The sequence below is a fragment of the Janibacter sp. GS2 genome (assembly GCF_051200835.1).
Classification (GTDB): domain Bacteria; phylum Actinomycetota; class Actinomycetes; order Actinomycetales; family Dermatophilaceae; genus Janibacter.
This window is the reverse complement of the sequence record NZ_CP195161.1, coordinates 2,220,556-2,233,457: the sequence shown is the minus strand read 5'-3', so window position 1 is coordinate 2,233,457 and position 12,902 is coordinate 2,220,556. Positions and strand designations below refer to the sequence as shown.

The 12,902-nt window shown below is 70.2% G+C and carries 11 protein-coding genes; 2 read left to right on the top strand and 9 right to left on the bottom strand.

The genetic code is table 11. The features are described 5' to 3' along the window. Position 1: 1 nt before the first annotated feature. Together ACR9E9_RS10725 and ACR9E9_RS10720 are read right to left on the bottom strand one after the other, a co-directional pair. A complete protein-coding gene (locus ACR9E9_RS10725; RefSeq protein WP_435198476.1) occupies positions 2–889 on the bottom strand; it encodes a ParA family protein in 888 nt (295 codons plus the stop codon). 62 nt (positions 890–951) lie between these two features. Next, positions 952–1,863 carry a site-specific tyrosine recombinase XerD gene (locus ACR9E9_RS10720; protein ID WP_435203629.1) on the bottom strand — a complete coding sequence of 304 codons (912 nt, stop codon included), beginning with the start codon at positions 1,861–1,863 and terminating at the stop codon, positions 952–954. A 724-nt stretch (positions 1,864–2,587) separates the two neighbouring features. Between ACR9E9_RS10720 and ACR9E9_RS10715 the strand changes: the two genes are divergently transcribed. Next, entirely contained in the window at positions 2,588–3,031 is a 444-nt protein-coding gene (locus ACR9E9_RS10715; RefSeq protein ID WP_435198475.1) for a helix-turn-helix domain-containing protein, read from the top strand. Positions 3,032–3,038: 7 nt separating this feature from the next. On the opposite strand, the gene hisS is transcribed toward ACR9E9_RS10715, so the two are convergent. Together hisS and ACR9E9_RS10705 are read right to left on the bottom strand one after the other, a co-directional pair. Beyond that, positions 3,039–4,406, bottom strand: coding sequence for a histidine--tRNA ligase (hisS, locus tag ACR9E9_RS10710; RefSeq protein WP_435198474.1), 1,368 nt, complete (start codon positions 4,404–4,406; stop codon positions 3,039–3,041). Then, complete coding sequence (locus ACR9E9_RS10705) at positions 4,403–5,107, bottom strand: MBL fold metallo-hydrolase (RefSeq protein WP_435198473.1); 705 nt, start codon at positions 5,105–5,107, stop codon at positions 4,403–4,405. The genes hisS and ACR9E9_RS10705 overlap by 4 nt, the downstream gene beginning before the upstream one ends. Before the next feature lie 57 nt (positions 5,108–5,164). On the opposite strand from ACR9E9_RS10705, the gene ACR9E9_RS10700 reads away from it, so the two are divergent. After that, the gene (locus ACR9E9_RS10700) at positions 5,165–6,541 is read left to right on the top strand and encodes a DUF349 domain-containing protein (RefSeq protein WP_435198472.1); all 1,377 of its coding nucleotides are present in this window, start codon (positions 5,165–5,167) and stop codon (positions 6,539–6,541) included. Between the two features lie 29 nt (positions 6,542–6,570). On the opposite strand, the gene ACR9E9_RS10695 is transcribed toward ACR9E9_RS10700, so the two are convergent. From ACR9E9_RS10695 to yajC, 5 genes are read right to left on the bottom strand one after another with little or no spacing between them, the layout of a single operon-like run. After that, complete coding sequence (locus tag ACR9E9_RS10695) at positions 6,571–8,865, bottom strand: RelA/SpoT family protein (protein ID WP_435198471.1); 2,295 nt, start codon at positions 8,863–8,865, stop codon at positions 6,571–6,573. A 9-nt stretch (positions 8,866–8,874) separates the two neighbouring features. Further along, on the bottom strand, positions 8,875–9,402 hold the full coding sequence (locus ACR9E9_RS10690) for an adenine phosphoribosyltransferase (protein ID WP_435198470.1): 528 nt from the start codon (positions 9,400–9,402) through the stop codon (positions 8,875–8,877). Next, complete coding sequence (secF, locus tag ACR9E9_RS10685) at positions 9,399–10,640, bottom strand: protein translocase subunit SecF (RefSeq protein ID WP_435198469.1); 1,242 nt, start codon at positions 10,638–10,640, stop codon at positions 9,399–9,401. The genes ACR9E9_RS10690 and secF overlap by 4 nt, the downstream gene beginning before the upstream one ends. Further along, the gene (secD, locus tag ACR9E9_RS10680) at positions 10,637–12,562 is read right to left on the bottom strand and encodes a protein translocase subunit SecD (protein WP_435198468.1); all 1,926 of its coding nucleotides are present in this window, start codon (positions 12,560–12,562) and stop codon (positions 10,637–10,639) included. The genes secF and secD overlap by 4 nt, the downstream gene beginning before the upstream one ends. A gap of 10 nt (positions 12,563–12,572) precedes the next feature. Then, complete coding sequence (gene yajC, locus ACR9E9_RS10675) at positions 12,573–12,887, bottom strand: preprotein translocase subunit YajC (protein WP_435198467.1); 315 nt, start codon at positions 12,885–12,887, stop codon at positions 12,573–12,575. Positions 12,888–12,902: the final 15 nt, after the last annotated feature.

Genomic DNA, 12,902 nt, shown 5'->3' with positions numbered 1-12,902 from the left:
GTCAGGGCGAGCCGCCGCGCGAGATCAGCTCGCGGGCCAGCTGCCGGTAGGCATTGGCCCCGGAGTGGCCCGTGGCGTAGGTGGTGATCGGCTCGGCGGCGAGCGTGGCATCGGGGAACTTCACCGTGCGGGAGATGACCGTGTGGAAGACCCGGTCGCCGAAGTGCTCGACGACCGATCCGACGACCTCGCGGCTGTGCAGCGTGCGCCCGTCGTACATCGTCGCGAGGATGCCGTCGACCGTCAGTGCCGGGTTGAGCCGATCGGTGATCTTGTCGATCGTCTCGACGAGCAGGGCGACCCCACGCATGGCGAAGTACTCGGTCTCGAGCGGGATGATCACGCCGTGGGCAGCGGTGAGCGCGTTGACGGTGAGCAGTCCGAGCGAGGGCTGGCAGTCGATGAGGATGACGTCGTAGTCGTCGACGACGGGACGCAGGACGCGCGAGAGGATCTGCTCACGGGCGACCTCGCCCACGAGCTGGACCTCCGCGGCGGAGAGGTCGATGTTCGCCGGAGCGACATCGAGGTTGTCCACGGAGGTCCGCTGGACGATCTCGGTGATGTCGTGACCGCGCGAGACGAGCAGGTCGTAGATCGTCGTGTCGAGGGCATGCGTGGGCACGCCGAGACCGACGGACAGTGCGCCCTGGGGGTCGAAGTCCACGAGCAGCACCCGACGACCGGCCTCGGCCAGGGCCGCGCCGAGGTTGATGGTCGTCGTCGTCTTGCCGACCCCACCCTTCTGGTTGCACATGGCGATGATCCGCGCGGGACCGTGGGAGGCCAGCTCGGGCGGGTCCGGAAAGGTGGGCAGGGGTCGCCCGGTGGGCCCGTGTTGGGGCCGGTCGTGCTCGATGTCGAGCGGCGGCGTCACCTCGGATGCCACAGTCGGATCACTCCATCGCGTCTCGCGTACGTTCAGCCTCTCGCTGATCAGCGTTGACACTATCAGCGGGCGCGGGGGTGACTCTGCGCGTAGACCTCACGCAGCTGCTGCACGGTGACCATGGTGTAGATCTGGGTCGTCGTCACCGACGCGTGCCCGAGCAGCTCCTGGACCACGCGGACATCGGCTCCGCCCTCGAGGAGATGGGTGGCGAAGGAGTGCCGCAGGGTGTGCGGGGAGACGTGACCGGCCAGGCCGGCCCGCTCGGCTGCCGCGGTGATGACCGCCCACGCACTCTGCCGGGACAGCCGCGCGCCGCGCTGGTTGAGGAAGAGCGCCGGCCCCGCCCGGCCCGTGGCGCTGAGGTCGGGTCGACCGCGCACGAGCCAGGCCTGCACGGCCTCGCGGGCGAAGGAGCCGAGCGGAACGACCCGCTCCTTGCCGCCCTTGCCCAGCAGGCGGGCCGCACCGATCTCGAGATCGACGTCGTCGATGTCGAGCCCGACGGCCTCGGAGATCCGGGCGCCGGTGCCGTAGAGGACCTCGAGCAGCGCGCGGTCCCGCAGCGGCAGTGCCCCGTCACCGACTCCGGAGGCCTCGAGGAGTCGACCGACCTCGTCGATACCGATGGCCTTCGGCAGCCGCGAGGGCGGGGTCGGCGGGGCCACGTCCCCGGCCGGGTCGTGCGAGGTCTCTCCCTCGAGGGCGAGGAACTTGTGGAGTCCCCGGACGGCAACCAGCGATCGGGCCGCCGAGCTGGCAGCGAGCGGCGGGTGCTCGTCGTCGCCCGTGCGAAGGGCGGCCAGAAATCCGGTCACGTGCGCCGCGGTGACCTGTGCCGGCTCGGTGACGCCGTCGAGGGCGAGGTGGTCGAGGTACCGGCGGGAGTCACGCGCGTAGGCGGAGAGGGTGTGGGCGGAGACCCCGCGCTCGACGTCCAACTGGGTCAGCCAGGTCTGCACGGCCCGCTCCATGGGCGTCGTGCTCACCAGTGCTCGGCTTCCGTCGGGGGCGAACCGTGGACACGCCATTGTGTCCACGGGTGGCTGGGCCACGCCGTGAGTCTAGTGCGCCCGGGCCGTTCTGTGCGGATCTGCCCATGCCCGCCGCACCCGGTCCACGGCAGCATGTGGCCCGCCGCGCAGGGCCGCACCACGTCCTTGCGGCGCCTCCGCTCCTGGTGCCTGGCAGGCGCCACGGTGCGGGTCGTGCACCACGGTGCGGGTCGTGCACCACGGTGCGGGTCGTGCGCCACGGTGCGGGTCGTGCACCACGGTGCCTGCCATGCACCACGAGCGGAGGGCTGCGGAACCCGATGAGGAGCCGCTGCTGGCCCGGCCTCGTGACCGCCCCGCGGTCTCGGGACGTTGCCCGCCGACCGCCCACATCCGTCCCCCGCCCTGACCCGGTGTCCACACCCGCCGCGACCACGGTCCGCTGTCCAAGGGGTGTGGAGCAGCCTTGAGCATGGACGAAGACCACTCAGCCCGAGTCGATCCCGCTGCCCCTACCGCTGCACCTGCCGCTTCCGCTGCCGGCCAGGACCGCATCACGCTCGACGACGGCCGTGCCGTGGTCTGTCCCATGCCCTGCGCCCGGTGCCGGGGGTCGGGTGCGTGCGAGGACTGCCTCGACTGCCTGTACTGGCCGGAGGTGCCTGACCACGAGCCCCGCCCCGCCGTCCGCGTGCGTGGGCCCATGACGCCCGTCCGCACACCCGAGCTGTCCGCGGTGAGGGCGCGGCTCGACGTCGGCACGCGGGTCGGCCTGGTGGTCCGCAGATTCCGTCGTCGGCGCCTGCTGAGCCAACGATCGATGGCCGACGAGCTGGGTTGGCACCACTCGACCCTCTCCCGTGCGGAGAAGGACATCTCCACGCTGACCGTCCGCAAGGTCGAGACGCTGTTGCGGCACACCGGGCACAGGCTGGCCATCGTGCCCGACACGGTCGGCGTCGCGTCGGCTCTGGGTGAGGACCCTGATGAGGCATGGGGCGCGCCGGACCTGCTCGCGCGGGACGGGCAGGGGCGACGGCTGCCGCCCTACGGCCGGGTGACGTGGAACTCCGTGATCGACCGTCGGCTCTACGCACGAATCGTCGGCCACGAGGCGGAGTGGACGTGGCGCAGGCCGCGCGGATGAGCAGCGGTCACTCCCCCAGGCGCACGACCTGCGGCCGCAGATCCTCATACGGACACTCCCACGAGGTGGCAGCGGCGTCCGTCTGGTCGCCGGACCGGATGTCCTTGACCTGGTCGCCGCCCGCGTCAACGCCCGGGAACCAGACGTACGGGATCCCGCGTCGCTCGGCGAAACGGATCTGCTTGCCGAACTTGGCCGCGACCGGTGCGACCTCGCAGGGGATGCCACGCGCGCGCAGTCCGGTCGCCACGGCCACGGACTCGCCTCGGCTGGCCTCGTCCGTCACGGCCACGAGCACCGCCGACGGGGACTTGCGGCTGGCACCGACCATTCCCTTGCCCAGGAGGAGCCCGAGCAGTCGGGAGAGGCCGATCGAGATGCCGACGCCGGGATAGGTGTTCCTGCCGTCGCTCGCGAGCTCGTCGTACCGGCCGCCGGAGCAGAAGGAGCCCCAGGACTCGAAGCCCACGAGCTGGGTCTCGTAGACCGTGCCCGTGTAGTAGTCCAGGCCACGGGCGATCTTCAGGTCAGCGACCATCGCTCCCGGTGCGGACGCCCGGCCGGTCTCGATGACGGCAGCCAGGGCGTCCAGCCCCTCGTCCAGGACCGGGTGCTCGACCCCGAGCGCTCGCACCCGCTCGACGAAGGAGGTGTCCTGCGTGCGGATCGCGGCCAGGTCCAGGCACGCCTGCGCCTGCTCCGGTGTCCGGCCTGCCTCGACCAAGAGGTCAGCAACCTTGTCGGGCCCGACCTTGTCGAGCTTGTCGACGATGCGCAGCGTCTGCTGGATCTCGCTCCCGTCGTGCGCGCCGATGCCCAGGCCGCGGTAGAAGCCCTCGGGGATCTTGCGGTTGTTGACCTGGATGACCATCTGGGGCATCGGCAGCTGCGCGAAGATCTCGGCCATCACCAGAGGCATCTCGGCCTCGAAGTGGGGTGCGAGCTCCCCCACGTCCACGACGTCGATGTCGCACTGGGTGAACTCCCGGTAGCGCCCCTCCTGGGGCCGCTCCCCGCGCCACACCTTCTGGATCTGGTGACGGCGGAAGGGGAAGTTCAGCCGCCCCGCGTGCTCCACGACATAGCGGGCGAAAGGCACCGTGAGGTCGAAGTGCAGACCCAGCTCGGCGCCATCACGCCCTTCGTCGTCCGCGAGCCGGTGGATCCCGTAGATCTCCTTGTCCGCGTCACCGCCCTTGCCCAGCAGTCGCTCGACCGGCTCCACGGACCGCGTCTCGATGGACGGGAACCCGTGCAGCTCGAAGGTGCGGCGGATGACATCGAGGAAGTGCTGCTCCACGACCCGCTGCTCGGGCAGGTACTCCGGGAAGCCGGACAGGGGCGTGACCTTGGTCGGTCGAGCGGTGGTGGTCATGACAGTCCTTGCAGGTACGGGTTGGTCGCCTTCTCGCGGGCCAGCGTCGTCGCGGGGCCGTGGCCGGGCAGGACGAGGCTGGAGTCCGGCCGCGGATGGACGACCCGCTGCAACGACCGCTCCATCGCCTCGGATGAGCCCCCCGGCAGGTCGGTCCGTCCGATGGAGCCGGCGAAGAGCACGTCACCGGTGATCAACGTCCGGTCGACCTCGGCCTCCGCGGGGACGCCCTCGGGGACGCCGGCGAGGGCGAACATCACGGAGCCCTCGGTGTGGCCGGGGGCATGGACGACCTCGAGATCGAGTCCGGCGACGGACACGACCTCGCTGTCGGTGATCTCGACGACCCGCTCCGGCTCGCGCCAGGTCACCTGCTTGCCGAACTGCTGCTCGAGCATGCCCGTCAGCTGCGGCCCCAGGGAGGACCCGCTGAGCGGGTTCTCGAGCCGGTAACGGTCCTCGGAGTGGATGTAGGCCGCCAGCTCCCCGCCGCACACGGGCGTCACGGAGTAGACGTGGTCGACGTGGCCGTGGGTGAGCAGGACCGCCGCAGGCTTGAGTCGGTGCTGCGTGAGCACCTCCCTGAGCGTCTCCTCGATGCCGATCCCGGGGTCGACGACGAGACACTCCTCGCCGGGCCCGTCAGCGAGGACGTAGCAGTTGGTTCCGAAGGCCTGCGCCGGAAAGGAGATGGTCAGCACGGACCAAACCCTACGTGTGCTCCCAGATGGTGGGTGCGAATGGGTAACCTCGGGCCTGTGAGTGACGAGACGAACGCCCCGCGCCCCACGGCGCCCTCGCCGGCGGCCCTGGCCCGACTGGCAGCGACCCGACCGACAGCGACCCCGGCCCCCGACATCCCGGCGGTGACGGACGACCACAGTGCGTCCGCAGCCTTCGGCCGGGCCGACGAGGAAGGACGCGTCTTCGTCCGCGAGGGCGAGGCTGAACGGGAAGTCGGGTCCTACCCGGGCGCCACGCCCGAGGAGGCCCTGCAGTACTTCGCCCGCAAGTACGACGAGCTCTTCGCCTCCGCCAGCCTGCTGCGTCAGCGGCTCGACTCCCCCGAGGTCGCCGCCAAGGAGATCGCGGACGGGTTGAAGACCCTGCGCGAGCACGCCCAGGAACCCAACGTCGTCGGGGACCTGCCCGCTCTGGCCGCGCTCGTCGCCGAGCTCGAGGCGGGCCTGGCCACCAAGCGGGCGGCCGAGTCCGCCGAGCGGGCCGAGGCGAAGAAGGTCGCCACCGCCCAGCGGGAGGTCATCGTCGCGGAGGCGGAGACGATCGCCGCGCAGCCCGTCGAGAAGGTCCAGTGGAAGCAGTCCACGGCCCGCATGCGCGCCCTGCTCGACGAGTGGAAGGCCCACCAGCGCGGCGGAGCCCGGTTGGACAAGGATGTCGAGAGCGCGCTCTGGCAGCGGTTCTCCAAGGCCCGCAACGGCTTCGACAAGGCACGACGCTCCCACTTCGCCCACCTGGAGAAGAGCCGTGGGGAGGTCAAGGCGGTCAAGGAGGAGCTCGTGATCGAGGCCGAGCGGATGGCGACCTCCACGGACTGGAATGCCACCGCCGGCGCATACAAGCGCCTCATGGACCAGTGGCGCCGGGCCGGCCGGGCCGGACGCACCGACGACGACCGGCTGTGGGAACGCTTCCGCACCGCCCAGGACACCTTCTTCAACGCCAAGGACGCCGAGGCGGCCAAGGAGGACGAGGCCCATCGCGGCAACCTCGAGGTCAAGGAGGGCATCCTCGCCGAGGCCGAGGCGCTCCTGCCGGTCACGGACCTGGAGAAGACCAAGGCGGCCCTGCGGGGCATCCAGGAGCGTTGGGAGGCCGCCGGCAAGGTGCCCCGAGCCGACATCGACCGGATGGAGAAGGGGATGCGCCGCGTCGAGCAGGCCGTGCGCGAGGCCGAGGAGAAGAAGTGGTCCTCCTCCAACCCCGAGCTCTCCGCCCGGGCCGCCTCCATGGTCACCCAGCTCGAGTCGAAGGTGGCCGACCTCACCGCCGATCTCGAGAAGGCCGAGGCGAAGGGCGACACCTCACGGGCGTCGTCGATCCGAGAGCAGATCGAGGCGCAGCAGATGTGGCTCGACCAGGCGCGGCGGGGGCTGGACGAGTTCGGTTCCTGACCGGCGGCAGGCCCGCGCCTCGATCGGGGTCAGCCCCGTGAGTCGGTGGTCTGCCCGCCGGTGATCCGGAAGCAGTCGAAGACGGCATCGATCCGCTTGACCTGGTGCATCACGTGGCTCAGGTGCCCGGTGTCGCCCATCTCGAAGGTGAACCGCAGGATCGCCACCCGGTTGCGTGAGGTGTGCACGGCCGCCGACAGGATGTTGACGCCGGACTCCGAGAGCACCCGGGTGACGTCCGACAGCAGCCCGGACCGGTCGAGCGCCTCCACCTGGACCTGGACGAGGAAGACGCTCGAGCTGCTCGGCGCCCACTCGACCTCGAGGAAGCGCTCGGACTCCTTCTTCAACGACGTCGCGTTGGTGCAGTCGGTCCGGTGCACCGAGACGCCATCACCCCGGGTGATGAAGCCCATGATCGAGTCGCCGGGGACGGGTGTGCAGCACTTCGCCAGCTTGACCCACATGTCGTCGACACCCTTGACGACGACGCCGGGGTCGCTCCCGCTGCGGCGGTTCCCGGCCGGCCCGGGCATGGTCGCCTCGGCCAGGTCCTCGGTGGCGCCGTCCTCGCCGCCTGCTGCGGCGAGGAGGCGCGTGACCACGTGCTGGGCGGAGACGTGCCCCTCCCCGACCGCGGCATAGAGCCCGTCGACGTCCTGACGACGCAGCTCGCTCGCCACGGCGGTGAGGCTCTCGACGGTGAGGATCCGTTGGAGAGGCAACTTCTGCTTGCGCACGACCTTGGCGATGGCCTCCTTGCCGGAGTCGACCATCTCCTCGCGGCGCTCCTTGGTGAACCACTGCTTGATCTTGTTGCGAGCTCGCGCGGAGCGCACGAAGGTCAGCCAGTCACGCGAGGGGGCGGCTCCCTCCGCCTTGGAGGTGAGCACCTCGACCGCGTCGCCGTTCTCCAGGGGCGAGTCCAGGGGCACGAGCCGCCCGTTCACCCGGGCACCGATGCACCGGTGGCCCACCTCCGTGTGCACGGCATAGGCGAAGTCCACGGCGGTGGCCCCGGCGGGGAGGGAGATCACCTGCCCCTTGGGGGTGAAGGCGTAGACCTCCTGCGTCGTGATCTCGTAGCGCAGGGAGTCGAGGAACTCGCTCGGGTCGGCGGTCTCGCGCTGCCAGTCGAGCAGCTGGCGCAGCCACGCCATCTCCCCCACCTTGCCCTCGTCGACGCGTCCGCCGTCCGGGCTGCCCTGGTCCTTGTACTTCCAGTGCGCCGCGACGCCGTACTCGGCCCGACGGTGCATCTGGTGGGTGCGGATCTGGATCTCGACCGGATTGCCCTGCGGACCGATGACCGTCGTGTGCAGGGACTGGTACATGTTGAACTTCGGCAGGGAGATGTAGTCCTTGAACCGCCCGGGAAGGGGGTTCCACCGGGCGTGCAGCGCGCCGAGCGCCGCGTAGCAGTCGCGGACGGTGTCGACGAGGACGCGCACGGCGACGAGGTCGTAGATCTCCCCGAACTCCCGGCCGCCGACGATCATCTTCTGGTACACGGAGTAGTAGTGCTTCGGTCGTCCGGTGACGGTCGCCTTGATCTTCGACTCGCGCAGGTCCATCACCACCTGGGAGCGGACCGTCGCGAGGTACTCCTCCCGCGCCGGGGCGCGCTCGGCGACGAGCCGGACGATCTCCTCGTAGACCTTGGGGTACAAGGTGGCGAAGGACAGGTCCTCCAGCTCCCACTTGATCGTGTTCATCCCGAGCCGGTGCGCGAGCGGCGCATAGATCTCCAGGGTCTCCTGGGCCTTGCGCTGGGCCGACGCCGCGGAGACGTACCGCCAGGTCCGCGCGTTGTGCAACCGGTCGGCGAGCTTGATCACGAGCACCCGGATGTCCCGGGCCATCGCGACGATCATCTTGCGGACGGTCTCGGCCTGCGCGTTGTCGCCGTAGGTGACCTTGTCCAGCTTGGTCACGCCGTCGACGAGCTTCGCGACCTCCGCGCCGAAGTCCTCCTCGAGGGCGTCGAGGCTGTAGTCGGTGTCCTCGACGGTGTCGTGCAGGAGGGCCGCAGCCAGGGTCACCGGGGTCATGCCGAGCTCGGCGAGGATCGTCGTCACCGCGAGCGGGTGGGTGATGTACGGGTCGCCGCTCTTGCGCAGCTGGCCGCGGTGCTTCTCCTCGGCGACGTCGTAGGCCCGCTCGATGATCGACAGGTCGGCCTTGGGGTGGCTCTGCCGCACGATCTGCAGCAAGGGGTCGAGCACGCCCGGTGTCGTGGCGCGGCCACCACCGATGCGCGCCAACGAGGCACGCGCCAGCGACCGCGGGGAGAACCCGCCGGTGCCTGTGCTGCGCTCGGTCATGGAGTGAGCCTAGACCGTGGCCAGGCTCCTGACATCGCGCCCCGCCAGGAGGGCGCGTCCCGTGAGCGATGCGATCTCGATGAGGACCTCGACACCGGCGACGCGACCGCCGCAGTGCTCGATGAGCTCGCACCCCGCGGCTGCCGTCCCGCCCGTGGCGAGGACGTCGTCGACGACGAGCACGCGGGCGCCGTCGGGCAGGTCGCCGCCGTGCACCTCGACACGGGCGGTGCCGTACTCGAGGGCGTAGTCGACCCCGACGGTGGGCCCGGGCAGCTTGCCCGCCTTGCGCACCGGCAGGAAGCCCACACCCAGCTCCAAAGCGACCGCCGTGCCGAAGATGAAGCCGCGGGCCTCGAGTCCGGCGACCATGTCCACCTTCCCGTGCCAGGGCCGGGCGTGCGCCCGCACGACCTCGGCGAGCAGCTCGGCGTCGGCGATGACGGGCGTGATGTCCTTGAAGGTCACGCCCGGCTCCGGGAAGTCCTCGACGTCGCGGAGCGTCGCGACGACGCGGTCGGCCAGCGTCCGGGTCATCCCCGGCCCCGGCGCTTGCGCGGCGTCTTCTTCGGCTGGTTGCGCGGTCCGCCGGACTGCGCGTACTTGTGCACCGTGCGGCCCGTGACGGTCTGGCCGCCGTCACCGGAGCCGTCGGACTCCCCGTCCAGGGGCGAGGACACCGACGTGGTGGCCTCCCCCTTCGCCGTCCGGGGGGTCGTGGTGTCCGCAGGGCCGGGCGAAGGGGAGGTCGGTCCCCGTCCACCGGCTCCGGCCGTGGCCAGCTGGCGCTCCTGCCGGGCATGGAGCTTCGCGGCGTCCTCGGCCAGCCGGACCACCTCGGGGTCCTTGCGGCGCAGGTCGACCAGGAGCGGGGTCGCGATGAAGATCGAGGAGGCGGCACCCACCGACATGCCGATGAAGAGCGCGAGCGAGAGGTCGAGCAGCGTGCCCGGCCCGAGCCGGGCGAAGCCGATGACGATCACCGCGACGATCGGGAGCACGGCGATGACCGTCGTGTTGATCGATCGGACGAGCGTCTGGTTCACGGCGAGGTTGGCCGCGTCGGCGAAGCTCGTGCGCCGGTTCGCGAAGGCCGTCCGCGTGTTCTCCTTGACGTGGTCGAAGACGACGACCGTGTCGTAGAGCGAGTAGCCCAAGACGGTGAGGAAGCCGATCATCGTCGCCGGGGAGACCTCGAAACCGGTCCAGGCGTAGATGCCGACGGTGATGAACATGTCGTGGGCCAGGGCCACCATCGAGGAGACGGCCATCTTCCAGTTGCGGTAGTACAGCGCCATCAGGGCCGTCGTGAGCACGATGAACACCGCCAGCGCACGCAGTGCCTGCTCGCTGACCGACTTGCCCCACGAGGGGCCGATGAAGTTCGAGCTGACGTCGTTGGTGTCGACGTCGAAGGCCGTCGCGAGGTCGCGGGTGACCTCCCGGGCCTGGGTCTCGTCGAGCTCCTCGGTCTGCACCCGGACGGTGGAGCCGCCCAGGGTCGAGACATTCGCGGAGGCATCCCGACCGGCCACCTCCCGGACCGTGTCGGTGGCCCGGCTCTCGTAGTCATCAGGGGCCGATGAGGTGGCCACGCGGAACTCGGACCCGCCGGTGAACTCGAGGCTGAGGTTCAGCGGCTGCACCACGAGTCCGAGCGCGGCGACCGTCATGATCACGGCCGACCAGAGGTACCACGTCTTCGACTTGTCGACGAAGTTGAAGGAACGCTTCCCGGTGTAGAGGTCATTGCCCCAGTCCGCCATGCGACTCATCGGGCTCCCCCTTCCGCCGGCACGACGACCGGGTTCTCGATGTCGACCTGGCCCCGACCGCGGTAGCGCACCTTGGCCTCACGCAGGGTGTTCACGTCGAACCCGGACCACGGGTGCCCCGAGGCGAAGAACTTGCGACGAGCCAGGATCGTGAGCATCGGGTGGGTGAAGAGCCAGAAGATCGCGAGGTCGATGAGGGTCGTCAGTCCGAGGGTGAAGGCGAACCCCCGCACCCCGGAGCTGGCGAGCAGGTAGAGGATCGCCGCGGCGAGGAAGTTCACCCCGTCGGCGACGAGGATCGTCCCCTTCGCTCGCGCCCAGCCGGCCTCGACCGCGGCGCGGAGGTTCCTGCCCTCGCGCAACTCGTCCCGGACACGTTCGAAGTAGACGATGAAGCTGTCGGCGGTGACACCGATGGCGATGATCAGACCTGTCACGCCCGCCATGTCGAGTCGATAGTTGTACCCCCAGGCGAGCAGGGCGATCGCCAGGTAGGTGATGAGGAAGGCGATGAGCATCGAGCCGACGACGACGACCGACAGCGCCCGGTACTGCATCAGCGCGTAGCCGAAGACGATGAGCAGGCCGACGATGCCGGCGATGATGCCGTAGCGCAGCTGCTCCGAGCCGAGCGTCGGGCTGATCTCCTGACGTGTCTGGACGTCGAAGGACAGGGGCAGCGAGCCGAACTTCAGCGACTTCGCCAGGCTGCGGGCCTCGTCGATGGTGAAGCCGGTGATGCTCGCCTGCCCGTTCGGGATCGCCTCGTTGAACCCGGGAGCCGTGAGCACCTGCGAGTCGAGGACCGCGGCGAGGGCGTTGTAGGACCCGGGCGGGCTGACTCCGGGGCTGGGCTCCGGAAGCTTGACCATCTCCTTGGAGATCTCCCCGTACTGGTCGCGGCCCGTGCTGGTGAGGCTGAGCGAGATCTCGGGGGTGTTCGTCTGCTGACCCTGGGCGCCGACCTGGTACCCGGCCTCGGCATCGGCGATCTCCTTGCCGGCGACGACCATCGGACCGAGGACGTACTTGACCTGGCCCTGCTCATCGCAGGCGACGATCGCCTCGTCCTCGTTGTTGGCCGGCTTCTCGTCCGGAGGGTTGGAGCAGTCGAGGTCCTGGAAGTCCTTCCACAGCTGCGTGGAGATGTTGTTGGGGTCGGTCGGGCCCGTGGGCTCGCCCGTCGGCTTCCAGTCGGTCGGGGCCGGAGCCTGACCGGGCTGCGCCGGGGCCGAGCTCTCGCTGCCGCTCGGGCTCGGGCTGCCGGAGTCAGAGGGCGTCGCCGAGCTCGTGCTGCTCGGTTCGCTCGGCTCGGCCGGCGCCTCGATCGACTGCGCGCCGCCGTCCGAGGAGGTCGATGAGTCCTTCGACGAGGACGAGCTCGTGGAGGAGCTCTTCGTCGCGGACGAGCTCTTCGGGGAGGAGCCCGTCGAGGAGGACGAGGAGTCGGAACCGGAGGTCGGCGACTGCGTGCCGGAGGGCTGCTCCCCCTGCATCTCGCGCGCCGCCTCCTCGCTCCCGATGTCGGTGGCCAGCACCGGGCGGAACTGCATCTGGGAGGACGCCGAGATGGCCTCCTCCTGCTCCTTCGTCGGCGTGCCGGGCATGGCGACGACGATGTTGGAGTCGCCCTGGGTGGTCACCTCGGCGCCGGTCGTGCCCTGGGCGTCGATGCGCTGGACGATGATGTCCCGGGCCTCCTGGAGCTGCTCCTGGGAGACCTGCTCACCATCCTCGAGACGCGGCTCGAGGATGATCTGGGTGCCGCCCGAGAGGTCGAGGCCCAGCTTCGGGGCCCAGGTCGCGTCGTGCTTGACGACCCCGTAGCCGAGGCCGCCGAGGAGCACGAGGATCCCGGCGAAGAGCCACAGGAGGATGCGCTTGGCGTGGTCCTTGCGAGCGACGTCCTTGGTGCGGCGCACGTCCGCCATCTCAGTCCTGCCCCTCGCCGTGCGCGGGGTCCCCGGCCGACGGTCCGGCGGGGCCGTCGACCTTCGTGCCGATGGCTCGGCGGTCGAGGGTGATCACCGTCCCGGGTGCCACTTCCAGGCGCACCCGCTCGTCCTCGAGCTCGGTGATCCGGCCGAGGATGCCCGCGGTGGTGAAGACCTCGTCGCCCACCTGCAGGGAGGCGGAGAACTCCGCCAGCGTCCGCTGCCGCTTGCGTGCGGAGTAGAGCATGAAGCCGATGAGCAGCAGCGGGAGGATGAGCAGGAGCAGGCTGGCGGACTGCGAGCCGTCGTTCATGAGGAGGACTTCCTG

Excerpts from the sequence above, each read along its gene's own strand:
- ACR9E9_RS10720 (WP_435203629.1), bottom strand. The coding sequence starts at position 1,863 with ATGGAGCGGGCCGTGCAGACCTGGCTGACCCAGTTGGACGTCGAGCGC.
- hisS (WP_435198474.1), bottom strand. The coding sequence starts at position 4,406 with ATGACCACCACCGCTCGACCGACCAAGGTCACGCCCCTGTCCGGCTTC.
- ACR9E9_RS10690 (WP_435198470.1), bottom strand. The coding sequence starts at position 9,402 with ATGACCCGGACGCTGGCCGACCGCGTCGTCGCGACGCTCCGCGACGTC.
- ACR9E9_RS10715 (WP_435198475.1), top strand. The coding sequence starts at position 2,588 with ATGACGCCCGTCCGCACACCCGAGCTGTCCGCGGTGAGGGCGCGGCTC.
- ACR9E9_RS10695 (WP_435198471.1), bottom strand. The coding sequence starts at position 8,865 with ATGACCGAGCGCAGCACAGGCACCGGCGGGTTCTCCCCGCGGTCGCTG.
- yajC (WP_435198467.1), bottom strand. The coding sequence starts at position 12,887 with ATGAACGACGGCTCGCAGTCCGCCAGCCTGCTCCTGCTCATCCTCCCG.
- secF (WP_435198469.1), bottom strand. The coding sequence starts at position 10,640 with ATGAGTCGCATGGCGGACTGGGGCAATGACCTCTACACCGGGAAGCGT.